Annotated in this window: 22 protein-coding genes and 2 pseudogenes; 11 read left to right on the top strand and 13 right to left on the bottom strand. The window is 73.9% G+C overall.

Features of this window, described 5'->3' with window-relative positions; translation table 11 throughout:
• The first annotated feature begins 363 nt into the window (after window positions 1–363).
• Complete coding sequence (locus tag B100_RS0131005) at window positions 364–1533, top strand: hypothetical protein (RefSeq protein WP_024888263.1); 1170 nt, start codon at window positions 364–366, stop codon at window positions 1531–1533.
• Between the two features lie 668 nt (window positions 1534–2201).
• Here B100_RS0131005 and B100_RS36055 read toward each other — a convergent pair.
• Window positions 2202–3728 (bottom strand): hypothetical protein, encoded by a 1527-nt coding sequence (locus B100_RS36055; RefSeq protein WP_158686760.1) that lies wholly within the window; start codon window positions 3726–3728, stop codon window positions 2202–2204.
• Between the two features lie 248 nt (window positions 3729–3976).
• Here B100_RS36055 and B100_RS0130995 point away from each other — a divergent pair, with 248 nt between their 5' ends.
• The 3 genes from B100_RS0130995 to tgmB all read left to right on the top strand — a co-directional run bounded on the left by B100_RS0130995 (window position 3977) and on the right by tgmB (window position 5615).
• On the top strand, window positions 3977–4303 hold the full coding sequence (locus tag B100_RS0130995) for a YkvA family protein (RefSeq protein ID WP_024888261.1): 327 nt from the start codon (window positions 3977–3979) through the stop codon (window positions 4301–4303).
• Between the two features lie 120 nt (window positions 4304–4423).
• Complete coding sequence (tgmA, locus tag B100_RS0130990) at window positions 4424–4615, top strand: putative ATP-grasp-modified RiPP (protein ID WP_004935783.1); 192 nt, start codon at window positions 4424–4426, stop codon at window positions 4613–4615.
• Between the two features lie 16 nt (window positions 4616–4631).
• The gene (tgmB, locus tag B100_RS0130985) at window positions 4632–5615 is read left to right on the top strand and encodes an ATP-grasp ribosomal peptide maturase (RefSeq protein WP_024888260.1); all 984 of its coding nucleotides are present in this window, start codon (window positions 4632–4634) and stop codon (window positions 5613–5615) included.
• A gap of 25 nt (window positions 5616–5640) precedes the next feature.
• On the opposite strand, the gene B100_RS0130980 is transcribed toward tgmB, so the two are convergent.
• Together B100_RS0130980 and B100_RS0130975 are read right to left on the bottom strand one after the other, a co-directional pair.
• Window positions 5641–5856, bottom strand: a complete 216-nt coding sequence (locus B100_RS0130980) for a hypothetical protein (protein ID WP_024888259.1) — start codon at window positions 5854–5856, stop codon at window positions 5641–5643.
• 92 nt (window positions 5857–5948) lie between these two features.
• Window positions 5949–6422: a membrane protein gene (locus B100_RS0130975; protein WP_024888258.1), complete on the bottom strand. Its 474-nt coding sequence runs from the start codon at window positions 6420–6422 to the stop codon at window positions 5949–5951.
• 188 nt (window positions 6423–6610) lie between these two features.
• Between B100_RS0130975 and B100_RS0130970 the strand changes: the two genes are divergently transcribed.
• Complete coding sequence (locus B100_RS0130970; protein WP_024888257.1) at window positions 6611–7639, top strand: helix-turn-helix domain-containing protein; 1029 nt, start codon at window positions 6611–6613, stop codon at window positions 7637–7639.
• Here B100_RS0130970 and B100_RS0130965 read toward each other — a convergent pair.
• The 3 genes and pseudogenes from B100_RS0130965 to B100_RS0130960 form a co-directional block, all read right to left on the bottom strand.
• Window positions 7595–7840: a DUF5133 domain-containing protein gene (locus B100_RS0130965; protein WP_024888256.1), complete on the bottom strand. Its 246-nt coding sequence runs from the start codon at window positions 7838–7840 to the stop codon at window positions 7595–7597. The two genes, B100_RS0130970 and B100_RS0130965, sit on opposite strands and share 45 nt — an antisense overlap.
• A 126-nt stretch (window positions 7841–7966) precedes the next feature.
• Window positions 7967–8173, bottom strand: a pseudogene (locus B100_RS36050) (ABC transporter ATP-binding protein); the annotation flags it as partial.
• An 84-nt stretch (window positions 8174–8257) separates the two neighbouring features.
• Window positions 8258–9115, bottom strand: coding sequence for an aldo/keto reductase (locus tag B100_RS0130960; protein WP_024888255.1), 858 nt, complete (start codon window positions 9113–9115; stop codon window positions 8258–8260).
• Window positions 9116–9326: 211 nt separating this feature from the next.
• On the opposite strand from B100_RS0130960, the gene B100_RS0130955 reads away from it, so the two are divergent.
• From B100_RS0130955 to B100_RS0130940, 4 genes are all read left to right on the top strand, one after another.
• A complete protein-coding gene (locus tag B100_RS0130955) occupies window positions 9327–9743 on the top strand; it encodes a VOC family protein (protein WP_024888254.1) in 417 nt (138 codons plus the stop codon).
• A 142-nt stretch (window positions 9744–9885) separates the two neighbouring features.
• The gene (locus B100_RS0130950; RefSeq protein ID WP_024888253.1) at window positions 9886–10776 is read left to right on the top strand and encodes a Gfo/Idh/MocA family protein; all 891 of its coding nucleotides are present in this window, start codon (window positions 9886–9888) and stop codon (window positions 10774–10776) included.
• Between the two features lie 358 nt (window positions 10777–11134).
• Window positions 11135–12337 (top strand): glycoside hydrolase family 64 protein, encoded by a 1203-nt coding sequence (locus B100_RS0130945; protein WP_024888252.1) that lies wholly within the window; start codon window positions 11135–11137, stop codon window positions 12335–12337.
• A 231-nt stretch (window positions 12338–12568) separates the two neighbouring features.
• Window positions 12569–12775 carry a hypothetical protein gene (locus B100_RS0130940; RefSeq protein WP_024888251.1) on the top strand — a complete coding sequence of 69 codons (207 nt, stop codon included), beginning with the start codon at window positions 12569–12571 and terminating at the stop codon, window positions 12773–12775.
• A gap of 149 nt (window positions 12776–12924) precedes the next feature.
• Here B100_RS0130940 and B100_RS0130935 read toward each other — a convergent pair whose 3' ends face one another.
• The 4 genes from B100_RS0130935 to B100_RS0130920 all read right to left on the bottom strand — a co-directional run bounded on the left by B100_RS0130935 (window position 12925) and on the right by B100_RS0130920 (window position 18289).
• On the bottom strand, window positions 12925–13398 hold the full coding sequence (locus B100_RS0130935) for a DUF5709 domain-containing protein (protein WP_024888250.1): 474 nt from the start codon (window positions 13396–13398) through the stop codon (window positions 12925–12927).
• Between the two features lie 134 nt (window positions 13399–13532).
• Window positions 13533–15029, bottom strand: coding sequence for a hypothetical protein (locus tag B100_RS0130930; RefSeq protein ID WP_024888249.1), 1497 nt, complete (start codon window positions 15027–15029; stop codon window positions 13533–13535).
• 171 nt (window positions 15030–15200) lie between these two features.
• On the bottom strand, window positions 15201–17555 hold the full coding sequence (locus tag B100_RS0130925) for a glycosyl hydrolase family 65 domain-containing protein (RefSeq protein ID WP_024888248.1): 2355 nt from the start codon (window positions 17553–17555) through the stop codon (window positions 15201–15203).
• On the bottom strand, window positions 17552–18289 hold the full coding sequence (locus B100_RS0130920; protein ID WP_024888247.1) for a beta-phosphoglucomutase family hydrolase: 738 nt from the start codon (window positions 18287–18289) through the stop codon (window positions 17552–17554). Before B100_RS0130920 ends, B100_RS0130925 begins: the two co-directional genes overlap by 4 nt.
• Window positions 18290–18377: 88 nt before the next feature.
• On the opposite strand from B100_RS0130920, the gene B100_RS0130915 reads away from it, so the two are divergent.
• Complete coding sequence (locus B100_RS0130915) at window positions 18378–19073, top strand: nucleoside/nucleotide kinase family protein (RefSeq protein WP_024888246.1); 696 nt, start codon at window positions 18378–18380, stop codon at window positions 19071–19073.
• 83 nt (window positions 19074–19156) lie between these two features.
• The gene (locus B100_RS0130910) at window positions 19157–20836 is read left to right on the top strand and encodes a phospholipid carrier-dependent glycosyltransferase (RefSeq protein WP_078541275.1); all 1680 of its coding nucleotides are present in this window, start codon (window positions 19157–19159) and stop codon (window positions 20834–20836) included.
• A gap of 39 nt (window positions 20837–20875) precedes the next feature.
• Here the strand turns inward: B100_RS0130910 and B100_RS0130905 are convergent, their stop codons facing one another.
• The 3 genes and pseudogenes from B100_RS0130905 to B100_RS0130895 form a co-directional block, all read right to left on the bottom strand.
• A complete protein-coding gene (locus tag B100_RS0130905; RefSeq protein WP_024888244.1) occupies window positions 20876–21289 on the bottom strand; it encodes a DUF3662 domain-containing protein in 414 nt (137 codons plus the stop codon).
• Window positions 21290–21422: 133 nt separating this feature from the next.
• A complete protein-coding gene (locus B100_RS37375; RefSeq protein ID WP_199785308.1) occupies window positions 21423–21584 on the bottom strand; it encodes a hypothetical protein in 162 nt (53 codons plus the stop codon).
• A 197-nt stretch (window positions 21585–21781) separates the two neighbouring features.
• Window positions 21782–22036 (bottom strand): annotated as a pseudogene (locus tag B100_RS0130895) (IS110 family transposase); the annotation flags it as partial.

Raw genomic sequence — 22036 nt, 5'->3', positions numbered from 1 at the left:
CTGATAAGGTCGCCGCTTTTCGCACCCGGCAGGGGGCGCGACGCGGGGGCGCGCGGGGCCGGTTCCGGTACGGACGCGGGGAACGGCTGTACGGGCGGGACCTGCCCCGATGCGGATGGTGGGCCGGCCCCGCCCGCGGACGACATCCTGGTGCCGGCGCCGCCCGGGGACCACGGGTGAACGGACGTCACCGTGTGCACGGCGCGCACACCCCGCGCGCGGCAGGCCGTACGCGCCCCCAGGGTGGGCCGTCCGGGCGGCGCACCACGGGTCCGGCCGCCGTACGGCGCAACCCCGCGTCCCGTCGGCGGGCGCGGGCGACGATACTGACAGTCGCACGTGCCCCCGCTCATGACTGGACCCATGCCGATCTCTGCCACAGCCCGCCCCACCGTCCCTCCCACCGTCTGGGCGACCCGCGGCCGATACGCCGGAGAGCGGGCCGAGGAGACACTCCGCGGCAGCCTCGCCGCGCTCAAGGACGCCGGGCACATCGACGACTTCCTGGAACTCCCGGCGGACGACACCAAGCCCGACCTGGTCTTCGAGTCCCGGACGCGGGTCGGGGACGGGGTCACGGTCCGCGCCCGGCTGAGCCTCGCCCCCGCCACGGGCAAGGGCCGTGACTGGCTGCTGGTCGCGGAGGCGGAGCGCCCCCGGGACCGCTCCTGGCCTTCCCCCGTCGCGATGTTCTGGCCCTCGGAGCCGGACGCCGACGGGAGCCACGACCCGGCGAGCGGCCTGCGCCCCGGGGAGATCAGCCCGCTCCCGGAGGACGACAAGGCCGTACGGCGGCTGCTGCGGGACTGCGCGCGCGACCCCTGGCACATCCACGTCGTCGTCCACGAGGCGATGACCACGGACGAACGCGGCCGGGTGCCGCTCGCCCACTGGCTGCCGCCGGGGCTGCGGGACCGGGTGGTCGAGCACCGGGCGACACCGCAGCAGTACCGGGTGACGAACTGGGCGCTGCGGGACTTCGACGTGGAGGTCCCCCGGGGCGGCGCGGCGGTGCTGCCCGGCCGTCCGGCGCCCGAGGGGTACGAACCGGACGCGTTCGCCGTACGCGCGGTGTTCCTCGACGGCACGGAACCCGTCGACCTGGTCGACGCGGTGAGCCGGTACGACGCGCTGCCGAGGGAGCTGCCACGGGAGGCCGCCGAGGCGCTGACCGCGCTGCGGGAGGACTGGCACCTGCTCACCCTCGCCGAGGAGCTGGAGCGGGAGCGCGCGCTGGTGGCGATGTACGCCGAGGCCCTGGACGCCATGACGAAGTCCCGTGACCTGTACCGCGAGGCCGCCGAACGCGCCCACGAGGCCCTCGAGGCCTACCGCGAGGCAGGCGCCGCCACCCCGCCCCCGGCTCAGCCGCCCCGTCCCCGCACCCCGGCACCGCTCCAGCACCTCACGCGCACGTTGGAGCGCCTGAAGCTCGGGGCCGCGGGACCGCGCCGCACCCGTTCCCAGGGGGACACGGAGCCGGTCGCGACCCCGGCCCCGGAGCGCGAACCGACGACACCGTCCGACGGCTAGCGCCTGTCCGACGGCTAGCGCCTGTCCGGCGGCGCGGCTACGGTCCACCGAACGCGGTGCCGCCGGCGCCTCGGCCCACCCGCCGGGTCGCCCGGGAGCGGCCCCGCGCGACGGCCGCTCCCGGCAGCCCCGCCGCCACCGGCACCCCGGCCCCCGCCCGCCGGGCACCGGCACCGCACCGGAAACCACGGCAGACGCCCGTCGCCTCGGCAGCTGAGCCAGGTGACGACCACTGGGCCGCGATCCGTCACCGGTCAGCCCGCCGCCCGACGTCCAGGCACCGGGGCCGCACCGGAAGCTACGCCAACCGGCCACCGGACCGGCAGCTGAGGCGGGATCAGGCGACGTTGCCGGAGCTCCGGGGCCTTGCGGGACGTCACGGCAATCGGTCGTCGGCTCGGCAGCTGAGCTGGAGGTGTCAGCCTCCGCCCGACGTCCAGGCACCGGACGCCGGGCACCGGGCGCCGGACCGGACGGCACACCAACCGGCCACCGGGCCGACAGCTGAGACGGGATCAGGTGACGACCCCGGGGCCGTCGGACGCCGGTCCGTCGACCGGCGTCCGAGCCACCGGCGCCGTGCCGGATGTCGCGAGGGCCTCCGGTCGCGGCGGGGGTCGGCCCCGGGGCGGCAGTCGCCGGCCGTCCGGGGCCGGGGTGCGCGGTGGTCAGTCCGTCGCGTGGTGGGGTTCGGCCGGGGGCCAGGGGGTCCAGCGGGTGCCCGGGGCCGGGGCGGCCACGCGGACCACCAGGGCCGCCAGGGCCAGCAGCGCCGCCGCGACGGCGGCCGAGGTGGCCAGCCAGGCAGGTGCTAGGGCGAGGTCGGCCGCCCTGGGCAGGGCGGCGTCGGAGAACGACCCGCCGTACGCGTGGGCGACGGCCAGCGCCGACGGCACCACGACCCCTCCCACCAGCACGACCACCGCGGGCCGCACCACCAGGATCAGCGCCAGCACCGTGCAGAGCACCGACAGGCCGACGGCGAGGGCGTGCACGTTGAGCGACACGCCGTCACGCTGCAGCGGGAAGTGGGTGACCGCGCAGACCGCGAGGGCGGCGGCGGCCAGCCAGCTCGTCCAGATCGCGGACCTGGCGACGGTGCCGGGGCGACGGGAAGGCCGGGGGGTGCGGCGGCTGCTCTTCCGCGCGGCGGGCTTCCGGCGCGCGGCACGCAGACCGCCACGGGGGGCCGCCGCGCGCGCGGCGTCGGGCCCGGCGTCTCCCTGCTGCTCCCCGGGGACCGGCTCGTGCGCGGTCCGGGTCTCGGCCTCCGCCGCGACGCGCAGGTGCTCGGGGGGCCGTTGTGCGGCCAGACGGTCGATCAGTTCGACCAGTTCGTCGACGGAGCGGCCGGTGGCGGCGGCGCGCAGTGCCTCCTCACGGCAGTGCGGCGCGAGGGGCTCGTTGTGCAGGAGCGCCACCAGGAGGGTCACGTCCTCCACCGAGCGGTGGGCGGCGGCCGCGCGGATGGTCTCGTCCGCGCTGGCGGCGTCGCGGGGCGGGCGGGTCAGCAGGGCGACCAGCCGGGTGACGTCCTCCACGGACCGGTCGACACCGGCGGCGCGCAGCGCGTCGACGACGGCGCGGGTGTGCTCGGGCGACCGTTCGAGCGCGGTGATGAGGTCGACGACCTCTTCGAGGGGCCGGTCGGACACGGCGGCGTGCACCAGGTCGCTGACCGGATCGGCGTACGCCCGCCCCGTCGCGGTCGCAGTCTCGGTCGCCGGGCCGGCGGGGTGCGCGGGCCCCGGTGGACCGACGGGGTCGCGCGGGTCCCGGGGCTCGCGGGCCACTCGCGGGTCCTGGGGCCCTCGTGCGTCCCGGGGCGCCTCCACCGGGTCCACGAGATCGACCGTGGCCACCGGGTCGCGGTGCCCGTCGGCGTGGACGGGATCCCGTGGGTCGACGGGATCACGCGGATGGTTGCCGTGCGCGGGATCGCGCGAGTACCCCATGTCGAACGGGCGGCGGGGACGGCTCTCGTCGGCCGTCTCGCACGGCCGGCCGGCGTCCGCCGGGCCGTGCCCGTGTTCCCTGTCGGCCGGCGCCGTGCGGTCCGCCGCCGGCGGGCGCGCCCACGCCGGTTCCGGCCGGTGCGCGCCGGTCGAGCTGCCCGTCGTGCCGGCGGGCGGGGTGGCGGCCGCGTCGACGGGTATGCCCGGTTCGTTCGAGGGGGACGAGGAGAAAGTGGTCATGATCGACTCCAGGGGAAGACTGATGACCATTACTAGGCTCCCCCACAACGTGCTGCCACTTGACTGAGCCACCGGGATGACCTGCGACGATTCCGTGTTTCGGGTGTTGTTCACGGGGCAACGGTCGCCTGCGCGCATGGCCGGTCCCCGCCGCCATACCGGGGCGCTGAGCGGGAATCCGTTTCTTCGAGGACTGTGTCGCGGCGCGAGGCCGCGGCACGCGGCCGTCGGAAGGGAGGGCAGTTTCGTTGGACACGACCACTGCGATGTGGGCCGTCGCCGCGCTTCTCGCGGCCGTGGTGCTGGCCGGTGCCGTGACTCTGCTGGTCCGTCTGGTCCGTACGCGGCGGGAGTTGCGGCGGGCGGGGCTGCCCACCGGGCCCCGCTGGGTGTTCTGGGGCGCGGTGCTCTATCTGGTGCTGCCGGCCGATCTGTTGCCCGATCCCGTGTATCTGGACGACATCGGTGTCCTTCTGCTCGCTCTGCGCACCATGCGTGGCTCCCTCGGCGCGGGGGTGCCCGGAGTGCCCGGACGGCGGCCGGTACGGGAACCCGCCGATGATTACGCTCCGTAAGGAAACCAACCACCCGTTCGATTCGTATAAGTCTCTGGAAGCCAACGCAAGTCGGCGGACCAAGCGACGGCGCCCTGAAGGCCGTTGCCTGATCGGCGCAGCACCGACGAGGGAGAGACGATGCAACCGTTCGCGCTCAACTACGCCCGTCCGGCGGTGGAGTTGGCAGTTGCCACTCCGTATGCGTATGACTCCGGACTGCAGTTGAACGTCCTCGGTGACGGACGGATCGCGGCCTGCGACCATGCCCTGTTGCGCGAGGTGGGGACGACGACGTCCACCGCGGGCTCCAAGACCCACTTCGACGACTGATCGCGGACCGTAGACCATGACCGTGCTGATCCTCACCTGTGAGGAGGACGTGACCGCCGACATGGTGGTGGTCCATCTGAACGGCGCAGGCGTGCCGGTGGTCCGGCTCGACCCCGCCGATCTGACCGGGGGCGTCTCGCTGTCCGGCGAGTACGTCCACGGCCGTTTCCGCGGCCATCTGTCCGCGGGCGGACGGCTGGTGAGCATCGGCGGGCTGCGGTCGGTGTGGGTGCGCCGGCCCGGCACGCCGGCCGAGCGCGCGCCGCAGCCGTCCGGCTGGCTGACCGAGGAGGCGGCACAGGCGCTCTACGGCATGCTGCGCGGCTGCGACGCGCGGTGGATGAACCACCCGGACGCGGCGCGGCAGGCCCGCCACAAGCCGTGGCAGCTGCGCCTGGCCCAGCGGTGCGGGCTGCCCGTGCCGGCGACGGTGATCACCACGTTCCCGCGTGCCGCGCGGGAGTTCGCGGAGCGCTTCCCGGACCTGGTGGTGAAGCCGGTGTCGGGGGCGCATCCGCAGGATCCGCCGCGGGCGGTGCCGACCAGCAGGGTGGCGCCGGACGCGGACTTCTCGGCGGTCGCCTACGGGCCGACGCTGCTTCAGCGGCGGATCGCCAAACGGGCCGACATCCGGCTCACCGTGGTGGGCGACCGGCTGCTGGCGGCCCGCAAGACGACGCCGCCGGACGCCGATCCGGAGGTGGTGGACGTGCGGTTCGCCGCGCCCGGGTCGCCCTGGGAGCCGGTGGAGGTCCCGGCGCGCACCGCGACGGCCGTGCTGGACTACATGGCCCGGGCGCAACTGGCGTACGGAGCCTTCGACTTCGCGGAGGACGCGGACGGGACCTGGTGGTTCCTGGAGTGCAACCAGTCGGGGCAGTTCGGGTTCGTGGAGGTGGAGACGGAACAGCCGATCGCGCGGACCATCGCCGAGTGGCTGTCCCGCCCCGTCCCCGACGAGCCGGCCGAGCTGGACGGGGTGAGCACCACGGCGCGGTGAGGGCGCCTCACCGCGCCGGCGCCGGTCAGTGCGGCCGGGGCCCGGGGAGCAGGGCGGCGCGCTGCCAGCCGTTGCCCGGGGCCTGCGGCCGGTCGAACCCGGAGCCGTGGCCGGGCGACTGCAGGGGCCGCATGACCAGCTCCAGTTCCCTGCTGACGCGTTCGGCCTCGCGGCGTACCTGTGCGGGCACGTCGCCGCACTCCGCGATGAGTCGGTCGTAGATGGGGGAATCCTGGAACACCCGCAACGTGCCTTTCTGCTCGGCGGCCCCGGCGCGGGGTCGCGACTGCCGAGTCTAGGCGGCCAACGGGGGTGAAGTGCGCGTTCCGGGCGTCAAGCACCCGTACTGGAACCGGGGCGGACAATCATGAGCACCGTGACGGTCGCCCACAGAAGATTGAACACACCGGTGAACATCGCGAGTTGCACGGTGCTCTGCCGGTCGGCCGGCGTCCGCTCGGCGACCTGCCCGACGAGTTCCTCCTGACGGGGGAGCACGAGGGCGAGGAGTACCCCGGCCGCGACGGCGGTCAGGGTGATCGAGGCGACGAGCCAGGCGTCGCCCAGGACGCCCATCGCGAGGGCGGTGGCGAGACCGAACGCCGGTACGAGAATGCCCAGGCCGGCGTAGACGCGGCAGATGCGGTGGAGCAGTTCCACGGCGCCCGCCGCCCGTGGGACGGGGCCGGTGCCGTCCGCCGGCAGGGCGCGGCGTACGGCCGGCGGGAACATGCTGGCGGCGACGGTCACCGGACCGACGGCGACGATGGCGGCCAGGACGTGGAGGGACAGGAGCAGCTTGGTCACCGGGACTCTTTCGTTGGTGTGATCGGCGGTGCCCGGTTCACGCTAGGGATCTTCGAGGTGGCCGCACAGCGGCCGGATCGACAGTTCCCCACGGATTCCCGCCAACGCCTGTCGCCAGGGCGTCCGGGCGCCGCTCCGCCGGATCCCGCGTTCGTGGGGGTGGCGGGAATCCGTTTATCGTGGCGTTCATGCACTCCGTGGCGATCCTGGTCCTCGATGGCGTGGTGCCGTTCGACATGGCGGCCCCGATGCAGGTCTTCGACTTCACACGGCTGCCCGACGGCAGGAGCCCCTATCGCGTGCGGCTGTGCGCCGAGCGGCCGGAGGTGGCGGCGGACGGCGGCTTCGTGCTGCGCGTCGACCGCGGCCTCGAGGCGCTGGCCGACGCCGACACGGTCGTCGTGCCGGGTCGCGCGCCGGGCGCCCCCCCACCCTCCCCGGCGGTCCTGGCCGCGCTGCGGGAGGCGGCCCGGGCGGGGACCCGGATCGCCTCGGTGTGCGTGGGAGCGTTCGTGCTGGCGGAGGCGGGGCTGCTGGACGGGCTGCGCGCCACCACGCACTGGGTGGCCGCCGAGGAGTTCGCCCGGGCGTTCCCTCTGGTCGAGGTGGAGCCGGACGTGCTCTACGTGGACAACGGCCAGATCCTCACCTCGGCGGGGGCCGCCGCCGCGCTGGACATGTGCCTGCACATGATCCGCCGGGACCTCGGCTCGGCGGTGGCCGCGAACGCCGCCCGGATGTCCGTGATGCCGCTGGAACGGGAGGGCGGGCAGGCCCAGTTCATCGTGCACGAGCACCCGCCCGTGCCGCGCGGCTCGGACCTGGAGCCGCTGCTGGAGTGGATCGAGGACAACCTCGCGCACGAGGTGACGCTGGCCGGGATGGCGGCGCGCGCCGGCATGAGCGAGCGCACCTTCAGCCGCCGCTTCCGTGAGCAGACCGGCACCACTCCGCTGCAGTGGCTGCTGCGGGCCCGGGTGCGGCGCGCCCAGTACCTGCTGGAGAACAGCGACCACACGGTCGACCGGATCGCCCAGCAGGCGGGGTTCGGGTCCCCCACGGCGTTCCGTGAGCGGTTCCGCAAGGTGGTGGGCACGACCCCGTACGCCTACCGCACGTCGTTCAAGGGCGGGCGCGCCGGCACCGGCCGGCGGGGCGGGCGGCCGTCCGCCTCAGACGGCCAGGGACAGGCCGCTCTCCCCGTCGCCCTCGGGTGACCGGCCGGCGCCGGCGAGCAGGTCGTCGGCGCGCTCGACGGCCTCGTGGACGGACGACGCGCCCGTCAGCGCGCGGAGCGCGTCGGTGACGTCGTCCAGTTCGCGCGCCGGCGCCGTTGAATGCCGTTCCGCCTGCGCGATCCGCAGTGTGGCGTATCGCGTCAGCAGGTGTCTGACGACCTTCGGATCCGGTACGTGCACGGAGTGCCCCTCTCGTTCGTGTTTTCGCTGCGTATGCCCGAGAGAGGCGGAAGCACACACTTCCTGTGCGCTACTGACCGAATGTGACCGAAAACATTCGCTCCATGACCGGACCGTCAGGTCATGTCCGCTGTGCAGCGCGGTGCAGGTACCGCCGCGCCGCGGCAGCGGCTCGTGCGTGCCCACCTCCTGGACCGCGCCGTCGGCCATCACCACGATCCGGCCGGCACCGCGCACGGTGGACAGCCGGTGAGCCACGACGAACGTGGTGCGCCCGCGCGGCAGCCGGGCGAGCGCCGCCTCCCGCACCAGCACCTCCGAGCGGGTGTCCGCACCGGCCCGGCGCGCCGCACCCACCCGGACGCGCGCGAAACGGCGCCCGGCGCCCGTGGGGGCGCCGGGCGCGGGAACGGCGGCTCAGGCCGCGTCGAGCTCCGCGATCTCCTCGGCGCCCAGCACCAGGTCGGCGGCGCGCACCGAGTCCTGGACCGACTCCGGGCGGCTCGCCCCCGGGATGGGCACGACGACCGGCGACTTGGCCAGCATCCAGGCCAGGCACACCTGGTGCGCGCTCACCCCGTGCTCCTGCGCCACGCGCGCGAACGGCGCGTAGGTGGAACCGAGTTCACCGGCCTTGGAGATGCCGCCGAACGGGCTCCAGGGCAGGAAGGCGACACCGAGCTCGTCGCACAACTCCAGCTCCGGCTCGCTGGAGCGGAACGCGGGCGAGAACTGGTTCTGCACGGAGACGAGGCGCCCGCCGAGGATCTCCTGGGCCAGACGGATCTGCTCGGGGTTCGCATTGGAGACGCCCGCCATGCGGATCTTCCCCTCGTCGAGCAGGTCGCGGATCGCGCCGACGGACTCGGCGTACGGGACGCGGGGGTCGGGCCGGTGGAACTGGTAGAGGCCGATCGCCTCCACGCCCAGCCGGCGCAGGGACGCCTCGCAGGCCCGCTTCAGGTACTCCGGGCGCCCGTCGAGGGTCCAGCTGCCGTCACCGGGGCGCAGATGGCCGCCCTTGGTGGCGACCAGGACGTCACCGCCCCGCTCGTGGGTGGAGAGCGCCTTGGCGATCAGGCTCTCGTTGTGCCCCACCTCCCCGGCGTCCCGGTGGTAGGCGTCCGCGGTGTCGATCAGGGTGACGCCCGCGTCCAGGGCGGCGTGCAGCGTGGCCAGGGAACGGGCCTCGTCGGGACGCCCCTCGATCGACATGGGCATGCCGCCCAGTCCGATCGCGGACACCTCGACCTCACCGATACGACGGGTGTGCATGGTGCGTCAGCCCCTTCCGGCTGTCGTGCTGCGCTTGTGGAAAGCGCGTACCAGCCTGGTCGCCGCGGGCCGGGAAATCCAATAGAAGAAAGCGAACGGATTCAGCAGGCGGGGCGCTGAATCCGGTCGGGCCCCTCCGCCGGGCGGGTGTCCGGACCCGGCGTTACGCTGCGCGGAGTTGCCCCTTTCGCCCCGCTTACGGGAGGTTCCCATGGCCCCGCTCCTCAACCCGTACCTCAACTTCGACGGGAACGCCCGGCAGGCGATGGAGTACTACAAGGAGGTCTTCGGCGGCGAGCTGGACATGCACACGTTCGGCGAGACCGGCGGCGCCGGGGCGGAGCACGCCGACAAGATCATGCACGGCATGCTCACCGCCACCGCCGACGGCTTCACGCTCATGGGCTCGGACATGCCGCCGGGCATGGAGCACACCTCCGGCAACAACTTCGCCGTGAGCCTCAGCGGCGAGGAGGAGGGCACGCTGCGCGGCTACTGGGACAAGCTGTCCGACGGCGGCCAGGTGTCGGTGCCGCTGGAGCGGCAGATGTGGGGCGACGTCTTCGGGATGTGCACGGACCGGTTCGGCATTCCGTGGATGGTCAACATCAACACCCGGCAGGGCTGAGTCCCGGCCCGTCGCGCGCGGGCCGGCGGGCGGTTGACACGGTGTTCCAGAAGGGATCATCGTGCAGGCCGGACACGCGCCGGCGGGACGCGGCGCACAGGGAGGCCCGGCGGCGGACACCGGCCCGGGGAGAGGCGGCGGCATGCGGATCGGACTGCTCGGCACCGGCCCGTGGGCGCGGGCGGCGCACGCCCCCGCGCTGAGCGGGCACGCGGACGTGGACTTCGCAGGCGTATGGGGGCGCAGGCCGGAGGCCGCCCAGGAACTGGCCACGCTGCACGGCGTCCGCGCGTACGGCGACGTCGACGCGCTGCTGGCCGACGTGGACGCGGTCGCCGTGGCGCTGCCGCCGGCCGTCCAGGCCGACCTCGCGGTGCGGGCCGCGCGGGCGGGCCGGCATCTGCTGCTGGACAAGCCGCTCGCGCCGACGGTGCCGCAGGGGCGTGCGGTGGTCGAGGCGGTCGAGGCGGCGGGCGTGGCCTCCGTGGTCTTCTTCACCACCCGCTTCCAGCCGGAGCCGCAGGCGTGGATCGAGGAACAGGCCCGGGTGGGCGGCTGGTTCACCGGGCGGGCGCAGTGGCTCGGCGCGGTGTTCACCTCCGACGGCAACCCCTTCGCCGCCTCGCCCTGGCGCCAGGACAAGGGCGCCCTGTGGGACGTGGGTCCGCACGCCCTGTCCGTGCTGCTCCCGGTGCTCGGCGACCCGCGGCGGGTGACGGCGGCGGCGTACGGGCCCGGGGACACCGTCCACCTCGTCCTGGACCACGCGAGCGGGGCGTCCAGCAGCAGCACCCTGAGCCTGACCGCTCCCCCGGCCGCTGCCGGCGCCATGGTCGAACTGCGGGGCGAGGCAGGGATCACCGTCCTCCCCGAGGCCACGGAGGACGCGGTGCCCGCGCTCGGCCGGGCCGTCGACGCGCTGCTCACCGCGGCCGGCACCGGCACACCGCACCCGTGCGACGCGGCGTTCGCCTTCCAGGTCACCCGGATCCTCGCCGCGGCGGAGACGCTGCTGCACAGCGGCACCCACTGAGGCGCTCCGCGCCGGGACGGCACCACGGCCGGCCGCGCCGTACGACGGGTGCGCAGCGGAGTGCCGCCGGTGCGCTCCGTGACCGTCGGGCCGGGGCCGGCTTAAACGATCCTTAAGGACCGGTTAAGCGATCGTGCGTGCTGTGTCGTGCATTCAAGTAAGCGCAGGTCAGCGGGTCTTGAGGACAAGTCGGACCCGTTGGCGGGCGGGTCCGTGGTCCCTACCATCAGTGCCGCGCGGGTCCCGACGCACGCTGCGAGAGCGCTCTCACTAGCGCCCCCGGGGCCGGTCGGCCCGCGCCCGACCCGCAACCGCAACCGCGACCGCAACCCGCACGAGCACTCTGGAGACCCCCCACATGACTCCTCGGCACCAGCGCACCCTCGGCCGCCGCAAGCTCCTCTTCGCCCTCGGCGGGGCCGCCGTGGCCCTGCCCGCGGCGGCGGCGATCGCCCCCCACGCCCTCGCCGGCCAGTCCGACGGGCGAGCCGGCACGAAGGCGGCCGGATCGTTGCCGCTGACGATCGTCAACGACAGCGGCGCCTTCGACAACGCCTCGGTGCACCTGTACGTCGTGGGCAACGCCGACGGCCGCCAGGTCCGGCTCACCCCCGACGGCGCCCTCGCCCCGATCGACCTCGCCGACAACGGTGCGGACGGCTTCACCGACTACGCGATCAGCCTGTCGGGCGGTGAGACAACGCTGTCACTGCCGTACATGTCCGGCCGGATCTACGTCGCCCTCGGCGAGAAGCTGAAGTTCAAGGCCGTCGCGGACGGCACCGGCGCGGCGGCGCTGCAGTACCCGGCGGGCTGGGTCTCCTCCGACCCCAACTTCGGCGTGCTGCACGACTGCGCGGAGTTCACCTACAACTCCGCCGGTCTGTTCTGCAACACCACCATGGTCGACATGTTCAGCGTGCCGCTGAGCATCCGGCTCACCGGTGCCGACGAGCAGACCACAGGCACGGTGCGCCCCGGCGGCCGCGCGGCCGCGTTCGCCGCCGTCAAGGAGACGGAGGGGTACTCCCGGCTGGTGGTGGACGACACCCGGATCATCGCGCCCGGTCACGGCCTGGACGCCGGTCTGTTCGCCGAGGACTACTTCGCCCCGTACATCGACGAGGTGTGGAGCACCTACACCGGACGGGACCTCACGATCACCACCAACGCGGGCACCTTCACGGGGCGGGTGCGCGGGGACCTGTTCACCTTCGACGGGCCCGCCCAGGTCGCGTTCGACAAGCCGTCCACCCGTGACGTGCTGTTCTGCGACGGCGCTCTGGCCGCCCCCAACGACGGCACCACCGGCCCGGTCGCCGCGGTGCTCGGCGCGGGCTTCAACCGCTCGACGCTGCTCAGCCATCCCGAGCAGCCGACCACCGACCCCGCGCGGTTCTACCTGACCGAGCTGACCAACCACTACTCCAAGGCCATGCACGCGGCCACCGAGGACGGCCGGGCGTACGGGTTCGCCTTCGACGACGTGGCGGACTTCGCCTCGTACATCCAGGACACGGCGCCGACCGCCCTGCGGCTCACCCTCACGCCCTTCGGGTGAGCGGGCTCCCCGTCGGGATGCGGGCCTCCCGACGGGGGCAGGTTTCCCCGGGGCCCGGAGAGGTACCCCGGCAGGCACGGGAGGCTCCGCACCGAGGGGGTCTCGGGCGCTCGCCCAGGGCGCCGTGGGTGCTCCGGATGCGCGGCGGGCCTCCGCGATGAAGGCTGAGTAACGGACCCGGTGCCCGGCACCGGGGCCGTACCAGCGTTCCGGACCCCGAGGAGCCAGAAGATGTCGACGTCCCAGCCCGACGCGTCCCGGCAGACCGAGGACCGCGCCACCCCGGACAGCCTGCTCCACACCCGCACCGGCGGCGACGTGTCGCCGGAGGACCTGGTTCTGGCCAGCGGCAAGGACCTCACCCCGCAGAACCTCGAGTGGGCCAAGCGGAAGCTGGCCGAGGAGGGGCCCTCCGCGATGGAGAAGATCCTTCCCTGATCCCCTCACCTCACCGCTCCCCCGGCCGCGTCCGGGCAGCGGAACGCCGTCGGCCCGGTGCACCAGCGCGCACCGGGCCGACGGCGTTCGGCAACGGTTCCCGGACGTCCCGGCTACCGGCGGCCTGGCCTGGCCTGGCCTCCCCGGCCCTACTCGGGGAGTTCCGTCTCGTCCTCCACGACGTGCATGGCGGCCTCCTCCGCGCCCGCCGCACCGCCGTCGACGCCCACGTCGTCGGCGACGGACTCCTTGGTGACATCGCTGTGGGCTCCCTCGTCCGGGGCGACCAGGCGTCCCGCCCGGTCCGTGCCCGCCTCCGCGTCGACGGGTTCGCCCTCGCCGCCGGGCAGGTCACCGACCCCGTCGCCGTCGGGCGTGGCCGGGTCCGGCACCTCCTGGGCCAGCCGCTCGTCCAGGGTCTCCCCGTCGTGCTGCTCGGCCGCCGTGATGCCGTGCTTGGTGACCCCCACCGCCTTCTCCGGCGGTGAGTAGCCCTCGTCGAGCATGTCGTCGTAGTCCCGCTCGTCGAGGGCGTCCTGCATGTCGAGCGGCGCGCCGTCCTCCTGCTGCTCGTTGTCCCCGGTGGGCTGGTAGACGTCGTCCCCCATCGGTTCGGAGCCCATGGCGTCCTCCCTGTCGCGCTGCTTCGGCGTACGCGGTCTCGTATGTGGGATCCGCGTTTCCCGTCAGGCGATCTCTAACCCCGCCAGCCGTCCTACCTGCGGAGAAAACAGGCACACCCGGGGTGTGCGCCGCCTCATCCGCGCGGTGCGTCCACCGAACCGGGAGCGATGCGGATGTCGTAGTCCTCGACCCGGTGGACGGGCCAGGAACGGGCGTACCGGGGCGGCAGGCTGCCGGTGCGGGTGATATCGGCGACCGGCTTGTCCTCGGCGGTGCGCAGGATGCCGGCGACCGTGATGTTCTCGTTGTTCCCGGCGGTCGCACCGGAGGAGCAGCCTGTGTAGTAGCCGATGGGGATGGACTCGTGCCCGGTGATCAGGCAGGGCGGCTCGACGCCGAGCCGGTGCAGTCCGTCGGCCGTGCGGGCCCAGTCCTCACGGCCGGCGGTGGAGCGGTCCACGGTGTGTGCCAGGACGGTCAGCTGCACCACGAGGTGGCCCGCCAGTCCCAGCGCGACGACGGCCCGGACGGCCGGTCGCCACTTCCCGCGCGGCGCCGTGACCAGGTGCCACAGGGCGTCCGCGACGGGGATGGCGAGCAGCGCGTAGGCGGGCTGGAGGAAGCGGGGCGCCGCGTACTGGATGGTGAACAGGTACGGCACCGCCGCGGCCACGGCGCAGGCCAGCGGTACCGCGGTGCGCAGCGCACGGCCGGCCCGTACGGCGACGACCAGGCCGAGCACGGCGAGCAGCGGCAGCACGAACCACCACAGGGTGATCACCGGGTGGGGCATCGACCCGGTGCAGGGACGGCACAGGGCACGTCCGCCCAGGCTGCGCAGCTGGTCGTCGACGGCCATGTGGAGGCCGAGGCCGCCCTGGATGCGGGAGGCCTCCGCCAGCCGCTCCGAGAGGCCGCCGAACGCCACGTACGCCTCGATCACCCAGGGCACGCCGCCGGCCAGCAGGCCGCCCACGGTGGCCGCGAGGAAGCGCGGGCGGCGGGCGACCGCGGCGAACACCAGCAGGGGCAGCGAGACCCAGACGGCGTCGGTGGGGCGCATCCACGCCATGAGCGCGGCGCCCGCCACGACGGCCCAGAGCGGGCCGCGGGCCGCGGGGTCGTCACGGTGGCGCAGGTACGCGCCGACGGCGACCAGCGCGCCGATCGCCACCCAGTAGTTGGGCATGGCCTGCGGGCCGTAGAAGAGGGTCACCCAGAGGGAGGCGAAGAAGGCGCCGGCGACGACCAGGACGCGGGTCGGGAAGAGGCCGCGCCAGACGCGCAGGGCGAGGAACAGGCCGAGGCCGGAGAGCACGGCGAGGTAGACGCGCAGCAGGGCGGTGGAGTCGGACCAGGACGCCACGGGCGCGACCAGGAAGGAGACGCCCCGGGAGCGGGGGGCGCTGAAGAACGCGGCGGGGTGGTGGGTGGTGACCTGGCTGGTGTAGACGATCTCGTCCCAGCCGAGGCCCAGCACGGGCCGTACCAGCGCGAGTTGGGCGACCGTGAAGACGGCGGCGAGGGCCGCGAGCGGCCACGCGCCGTGCAGGCGCCGCGGGCTGTCCGGGCGTGACCGCTCCTCGGGCCGCCGTGTCACGGTCGGCGGGGCGTCGGCGCCTTGGGTCATCGTCCGTCCTTCGTTGCCACGCGGCAGGGCCGCCGGGTCCCACGGTTCGTACGGGCCACGGGCCCCGGGGAAGCCGGATGTCCAGGGATCATGGGCCAAGCTAACCCGGCCGATGCGATCGTGCAGACGGTACACGGCCAAACGTTCCCCTCCGGTGCCGGGGCGGCCCGGTCAGCGTGCGTGCGGGCGCCGGTGCGGGGGCTGTTCGGGCGACGTCCTCGGGGCGGGCACCGGGACCGGGCCCTCGACGGCGGCGTCCACGCGCACGGTGAGCTCACGGCCGTGGTGACGCAGCGTCAGCGGCGGTCCCGAACGCAGCCGGTACGTGGTCCGGTCGGCGGTGACCTCCACGTGCAGGCACCGCCCGAGGTGGCCCAGGGTGAAGGCCAGCCGGCGCAGTCCGGGTGGCAGCCGGGGGGCGAACCGGAGGCCGTCGCCGTCCCAGCGCATGCCGCCGAACCCGGCCACCAGGGCGGTCCAGGCCCCGGCCAGGGAGGCGATGTGCAGCCCGTCGCGGGTGTTGCGCTCCAGGTCGGCGAGGTCCATCAGCGCGGCTTCGCCGGTGTAGGCGTGGGCCAGTTCCAGGTGTCCGGTGCGCGCGGCGAGGACGGCCTGGACGCAGGCGGACAGGGAGGAGTCACGGACGGTCAGCGGCTCGTAGTAGGCGAAGTTGCGGGCGATCTGCTCCTCGTCGTGGCGCTCCTCGAACCAGTCGGCGCGGGTGTGCATCGCCAGCACCAGGTCGGCCTGTTTGATCACCTGTTTGCGGTAGAGGTCGAAGTACGGGAAGTTCAGCATCAGCGGGTAGTGGCCGGCGCCGGTGCCGGAGAAGTCCCACCGCTGGTAGCGGGTGAAGCCCGCGTGCTGTTCGTGCACCCCGAGTTCCTCGTTGTAGGGCAGGTGCACGGCCTCGGCCGCGTCGCGCCAGCTCGCGCTCTCCTCCTCGTCGACGCCGAGCCCGGCCGCCCGGTCGGGGTGGCGTTTGCAGGCGTCGGCGGCGGCCAGCAGGTTCGCCCGGGCCATGAGGTTGGTGTACGTGTTGTCGTCGGCGACGGCGCTGTACTCGTCCGGCCCGGTGACGCCGTCGATGTGGAAGACGCCCCGGTCGTCGTGGTGGCCCAGGGAGCGCCACAGCCGGGCGGTCTCCACCAGCAGCTCCACACCGGTGTCGCGTTCGAAGCGTTCGTCGCCGGTGGCCTGGACGTACCGCACCACCGCGTCGGCGATGCCCGCGTTGACATGGAAGGCGGCGGTGCCGGCCGGCCAGTACGCGGAGCCCTCCGAGCCCTCGATGGTGCGCCAGGGGAACGCGGCCCCGCGCAGGCCCAGCTGCGCGGCGCGCTCGCGGGCGACGGGCAGGGTGCTCTGCCGCCAGCGCAGCGCCTCGGCGGCGGCCTGCGGCACCGTGCAGATCAGCAGGGGCAGCACGAACACCTCGGTGTCCCAGAAGGCGTGCCCGTCGTAGCCGGAGCCGGTCAGGCCCTTGGCCGGTATCGCCCGCTGTTCGGCGCGGGCGCCCGCCTGCAGCACATGGAACAGGGCGAAGCGCACGGCCTGCTGGATCTCCTCGTCGCCGTCGACCTCCACGTCGGCGCGGGCCCAGAACGCGTCGAGGTAGCCGCACTGTTCGTCGAGGAGGCCCTGCCAGCCGCTGTGCGCGGCGGCGGCGAGCGCCGCCTCCACCTGGTCGCTCATCGCGGGCCGGGAGCGGGCGCCGGACCAGCCGTGCGCGACGAGCTTCTCCACCCGCAGCCGCTGCCCCGGTTCCAGGACGGAGGTGACCGTCAGCCGGGCCAGGTCGACGTTGCTCTCGCAGTCGGTGGTGGTGCGGTCGGGTCCGTCGACGACGTGGTCGGCGGCCACGGCGACCCGCAGTCCGCTGCGCCGGGTGCGGTGCACCAGCCGCAGCCGGCGGTCCTGGGCGAAGTCCTCCTCCGGTTCCAGCGGGGACCGCAGGGCTCGGGCGGCGCGCGGGTCGCCGTCCGGGCCCGGCAGGGACTCGTTGGTGACGAGTTCGGACTGCAGCACCACGCGGGTGCGGCTGTCGACCGGCTCGACCTCGTAGGCGACGGCGGCGACGGCCCGCTGGGTGAGCGAGACCAGCCGCGTGGAGCGCACCCGGACGGTGGACCCGGCCGGGGAGGTCCACTCGCAGACCCGGGTCAGTGTCCCCCGGCGCAGGTCCAGGGTGCGTTCGTGGTGGACGAGGCGTCCGTAGCGCAGGTCGAACGGTTCGTCGTCGACCAGCAGCCGGATCACCTTGCCGTTGGTGACGTCGATGACGGTCTGTCCGGACTCGGGGTAGCCGTAGCCGGCCTCGGCGTAGGGCAGGGGGTGCAGTTCGTGGACGCCGTTGAGGTAGGAGCCGGGCAGGCCGTGGGGTTCGCCCTCGTCGAGGTTGCCGCGCCAGCCGACGTGGCCGTTGGACAGCGCGAACACCGACTCGCTCTGCGGCAGCCGCTCCAGGTCCAGACCGCGTTCGCGGACCGTCCAGGGGTCGATGTCGTACCAGCGGTCGGTGCTCACCGTTCACCTCCGAGTTCGGCCAGGTCGGTGACGACCCGGTCGGCGCCGTGCGCGTACAGTGCGTCGGTCTGGCCCACGCGGTCCACGCCGACGAGGAGACCGAAGCGGCCCGCGCGTCCGGCGTCCATGCCCGCCAGCGCGTCTTCGAACACGGCCGCGTGCGCCGGCTCGACACCGAGGTCGCGGGCGGCGGCCAGGAACGTGTCGGGCGCCGGCTTCCCGGGCAGTCCGCGCTCGGCGGCGACGACGCCGTCGATCCGTACGTCGAAGAGGTCCTCGGCGTCGACGGAGCGCAGCACGTCACGGCAGTTGGCGCTGGACGAGACGACCGCGGTGCGCAGTCCGCTCGCGCGGACCGCGTGCAAGTAGCGCAGGGTGCTGTCGTAGGGCTCCACGCCGTCGGTGCGGATCTTCTCCAGCAGCAGTTCGTTCTTGCGGTTGCCCAGGCCGTGCACGGTGGCGGCGTCCGGCGGGTCGTCAGGAACGCCCTCGGGCAGCCGGATGCCACGCGAGCCGAGGAAGGTGCGCACGCCGTCGGCGCGCGGCCGGCCGTCCACGTACGCGTCGTAGTCGGCGCCGGTGAAGGGCGTGAAGGCGTCGCCGTCCCGCTCGCGCAGGAAGGCGTCGAACATCTCCTTCCAGGCGGTGGCGTGCACCACGGCCGTCTTCGTGACGACGCCGTCGAGGTCGAAGAGGCACGCCTCGATGTCTTCGGGCAGACCGAGATCCGTCATACCCGACACCGTTCCCCGTACGGCGCCGGACAGTGAGTGGCGCGGGCCACACGGGTGGTGCGGCCCGCCGGGTGACACACTCTGCCGTGTGGCGCTGACCTTCGACGACCTTCTCCACCGTGCCCGCGCCCTGTCCCGGGGCGGGCGGCGCGCGATCCTCGGCGTCGCCGGCAGTCCGGGCGCGGGCAAGTCCACACTCGCCGGGCGCCTGGTGCGGGAGCTGAACGGCGCCGGGGAGCCCTGGGTGGCGTGGGTGCCGATGGACGGGTTCCATCTCGCGGACGCCGAACTGGACCGGCTCGGCCGCCGGGACCGCAAGGGCGCCCCCGACACCTTCGACGCGGCCGGATACGCGGCCCTGCTGAGGCGGCTGCGCGAGGAGGGCGACGACGAGGTGGTGTACGCGCCCGGCTTCGAACGGGACCTGGAGCAGCCGCTGGCCGGTGCGATCCCGGTGCCTCCGGCCGCGCGCCTGGTGGTCACGGAGGGCAACTACCTGCTGCTCGGTACCGGCGCCTGGGCGCGGGTGCGGCCGCTGCTCGACGAGGTGTGGTTCTGCGCGCCGGACGAGCGGGAGCGACTGCGGCGGCTGATCGCCCGCCACGAACAGTTCGGCAAGAGCCATAAGGAGGCCGTCGCCTGGGTGGAGCGGTCCGACGAGCACAACGCCGCACTGGTCGCGGCGACCCGGGACCGCGCCGACCTCGTCGTGCCGGAGTCGGCGGTGACGGCCGGGCGGTCGGTGCCGCCGGTCCGGGACCCGGGGGAACCCGCGGCCGGCTGACGCGGGGTCGGACGCGGGGCGCGCGGGGCCGGGGATCACCCGGACGGGCGTCGCGCGTGGCGGGACGGTGCGAGAGTGGGGCCATGAGTGGTCTTGTGACGGCGGGGGCACCGGACGCGGTCGCCGTCGACGGCGCGGGCCGTGGCGGCCGGTCACCGCTCCGGGGTGCGGTGCGGCGGTGGGGTGTCGTCGTGACGGTGGTCCTGCTGCTGGGGCAGATGACGGTGGCGATGGTGACCGCCGCCGTGCGGCAGACGCCGACGATCGACGAACCCGTGTACGTGGGGACGGCCGCGGTCCAGCTGGAGGAGCACAGCCTGCGGTTCAACGCGGAGCATCCGCCGCTCGGCAAGCTGGTGATCGCCGCCGGGGTGGCGGTCGCCAATCCGCGTCTGGAGCCAGGATTCGACGGCGACCAGACCGAGTTGGGGCGCCGACTGCTGTACGAGTCGGGCAACGACCCCTGGCGGGTGATGTTCTGGGCCCGGCTGCCGGTGATCGTCCTGACCCTGCTGTTCGGACTGGTGGTGTTCGCGTTCGCCCGCGAACTGGCGGGCCGCGCGGGTGCGTTGGTCGCGCTCGGGTTGTACTGCCTCTCCCCCGACGTGATCGCTCACGGGTCCCTGGCCACGCTGGACGTGCCGGCCGCCGGGTTCGTGCTCACCTCGGTGTGGCTGTTGTGGCGCGCACGGCGTCGGCCGTATCCGTATGTGCCGTCGGCCGGTGCGGCGTTCGGGGCCGCCCTGGCCACGAAGATGAGTGTGCTGCCCGCGCTGCCGGTACTGGCGGTCATGGCCGCCGTATCGGTGTGGTCGGCCACTCCCGGTGAGCACAGGCGCCGGCTCGGCCGGGCGGCCGGCGGTGCCGTGGTGTTCGGGCTCGTCGCGTGCGCCGCGGTGTGGGCCGCGTATCTGGCGGTCGATCCACGACTGCGCTGGGGGCCGCCGCACCACATCCCCGAGGTCGGCGGGATGCGCGGGCTCGCCGTGCGGCTGCTGCCGCTCCCCGAGCCGTTCCGGGACGGCATGCGGATGCAGTTCGGCCTGGAGAACCGGCCCTGGCAGGGCTTCCTCTTCGGGGAGTGGTACACGGGGTCACTCTGGTACTACCTGCCGGCGGCGCTGCTGGTGAAGACGCCGCTGGGCGCGCTGGCCCTGTGGGCGGCGGGGGCGGTCGTCGTGACGGCACTGCGCCCGCTGCGGCCCGCCGCGTCGTATCTGCTGCCGACGCCCGCGGTGTTGCTGGCGGCGGCCATGTACGGGTCGCGGGACTTCGGTACCCGGTACGCCGTCTTCCTGCCGATGTTCCTCGCGGTGGCCGCCGGGTGCGTGGTGCTGGTGCGGTGGCGGTGGACGCAGGCGGTGACGGGCACGCTGGTGGCGATCGTCGCCGTCAGCTCGCTACGGACGTTCCCCTACTATCTGCCCTACTCCAACGAGGCGTTCGGCGGACCGGCGCAGACCCGGTACCGCCTGCACGACTCCAACGTCGACTGGGGGCAGGACCTCGGCCGGCTCGCCGACCGGCTGGACGAACGCTACCGGGGCGAGCGGATCTGGCTGGTGTACAAGGGGGCGGGCGTGCCCGCGTACTACGGGATCGACGCCGACGATCCGCGCCGGGCGGCGCCCGAGGACGTACGCGGGGTGCTCGTGGTGTCGGACTCCGCGGCGGCCAAGGCGACCGGGCGGCTGGCCGAACTCATCGACAGCAGCAGGCGGATCGACCAGGTGGGACACTCGATCACGCTCTACCGGCGGTGAGGGCGCGCCCACGCTCGGGGACGCGGAGCCGCGGGTGACTCAGCCGTCGGTCGGCTGGGCGGCGCGCCGGAAACCGACCGCGCTCACATGCCGCATGACCGTGCTGGCCACGCGGTAACGGCCGTTGGGCACCTCGGAGGAGCGGCGGACGTGCACGGTGAGGGGGCCCGCCCACTCGTAGCCCTGGCGGGCGGCGTGCCGGGCCAGCCGGTCGGTCAGCACCTGCCCGACGCTGTCGCCCCGCCGGGTCAGCGCCTCGTGCACCGGGGCGGCCAGTTCGACGTCGTAGGCGTTAGGCACCATCACCCGTCCCGCGTTGCACACGACGGCGTTGCTGTCGCACTCGCGCCGCAGGGCGTCGACGAGTTCGAGCGGGTCACGCCCGAACATCCGCGCCCACAGCGCCTCCCATCGGTTCTCCAGTGCCTCTTCCAGCGTGCTGAGGGCGCTCATGCTGTCACCTGCCGAAACTCGGTCGCGTCGGGACGTGGGGGCGGGCGGTGCGGCGGGCATGGCGTTCGGACCAGGCCGCGCGGCCGGGGACCGCCGGGTCCCCGCGCCCGCGGCGTGATCCGAGCGGCATGCCCTACCGCTCCTCGTAGTCGTCGGGCCGGATCTCGGCCTCCTCCAGCGCCTCGCGCATGGTCCGGCCGGTGCCGCCCTGCGCCTGCGCGTCGCCCTCGGTCCGCTGCTCGAGGGTCTCGTCGGTGTCGTGGGTCTTCGGCCGGTTCTCCTCGGGGACGGTCATGTCCGCTGTGCTCCTCGTGATCTCAGGGATTGTGCTGGTGTTCCGGGGCTGTAGAGCGTGGTCGCCGTGCAGCGCTGTGTCGGCGGGTTCCCTGAGCGGGCGGGGATATCCCAGGCATCGGGGACGGGTCTCGCCCGGTGGGTGCGAGTGCGGTGCGGGCGTGGTTTCGGGCGGGGGGGGTGCCTCTATGTCTTTCGTCAAGCAGGTCGGGGGCTTCTCGGCTGGTAGAAGGTTCCGTCGCGGAGCATGGCGAACAGGACGCTGATGCGGTGGCGGGCGAGGCGGAGGAGTGCCTGGGTGTGGGTTTTGCCGCGGGCTCTGCAGCGGTCGTAGTAGGCACGAGAGGTGGGATCGTGGAGGGCCGCGAACGCGGAGAGGAACATCGCTCGTTTCAGCTGCCGGTTGCCGCCTCTGGGGGCGTGTTCGCCGTGGATCGACGTGCCGGACTGGCG

It is taken from the genome of Streptomyces sp. CNH189 (genome assembly GCF_000527195.1).
The sequence above is the reverse complement of the archived record's forward strand: the minus strand, read 5'-3'. Positions and strand labels throughout refer to the sequence as shown.

Coding starts and splice junctions, on each gene's coding strand:
- B100_RS0130970 (WP_024888257.1), top strand. CDS start 6,611: ATGCACTCCGTGGCGATCCTGGTCCTCGATGGCGTGGTGCCGTTCGAC.
- B100_RS0130945 (WP_024888252.1), top strand. CDS start 11,135: ATGACTCCTCGGCACCAGCGCACCCTCGGCCGCCGCAAGCTCCTCTTC.
- B100_RS0130930 (WP_024888249.1), bottom strand. CDS start 15,029: ATGACCCAAGGCGCCGACGCCCCGCCGACCGTGACACGGCGGCCCGAG.
- B100_RS0130950 (WP_024888253.1), top strand. CDS start 9,886: ATGCGGATCGGACTGCTCGGCACCGGCCCGTGGGCGCGGGCGGCGCAC.
- B100_RS0130920 (WP_024888247.1), bottom strand. CDS start 18,289: ATGACGGATCTCGGTCTGCCCGAAGACATCGAGGCGTGCCTCTTCGAC.
- B100_RS0130905 (WP_024888244.1), bottom strand. CDS start 21,289: ATGAGCGCCCTCAGCACGCTGGAAGAGGCACTGGAGAACCGATGGGAG.
- B100_RS0130960 (WP_024888255.1), bottom strand. CDS start 9,115: ATGCACACCCGTCGTATCGGTGAGGTCGAGGTGTCCGCGATCGGACTG.
- B100_RS36055 (WP_158686760.1), bottom strand. CDS start 3,728: ATGACCACTTTCTCCTCGTCCCCCTCGAACGAACCGGGCATACCCGTC.
- B100_RS0131005 (WP_024888263.1), top strand. CDS start 364: ATGCCGATCTCTGCCACAGCCCGCCCCACCGTCCCTCCCACCGTCTGG.
- tgmA (WP_004935783.1), top strand. CDS start 4,424: ATGCAACCGTTCGCGCTCAACTACGCCCGTCCGGCGGTGGAGTTGGCA.
- B100_RS0130910 (WP_078541275.1), top strand. CDS start 19,157: ATGAGTGGTCTTGTGACGGCGGGGGCACCGGACGCGGTCGCCGTCGAC.
- B100_RS0130940 (WP_024888251.1), top strand. CDS start 12,569: ATGTCGACGTCCCAGCCCGACGCGTCCCGGCAGACCGAGGACCGCGCC.
- tgmB (WP_024888260.1), top strand. CDS start 4,632: ATGACCGTGCTGATCCTCACCTGTGAGGAGGACGTGACCGCCGACATG.
- B100_RS37375 (WP_199785308.1), bottom strand. CDS start 21,584: ATGACCGTCCCCGAGGAGAACCGGCCGAAGACCCACGACACCGACGAG.
- B100_RS0130935 (WP_024888250.1), bottom strand. CDS start 13,398: ATGGGCTCCGAACCGATGGGGGACGACGTCTACCAGCCCACCGGGGAC.
- B100_RS0130955 (WP_024888254.1), top strand. CDS start 9,327: ATGGCCCCGCTCCTCAACCCGTACCTCAACTTCGACGGGAACGCCCGG.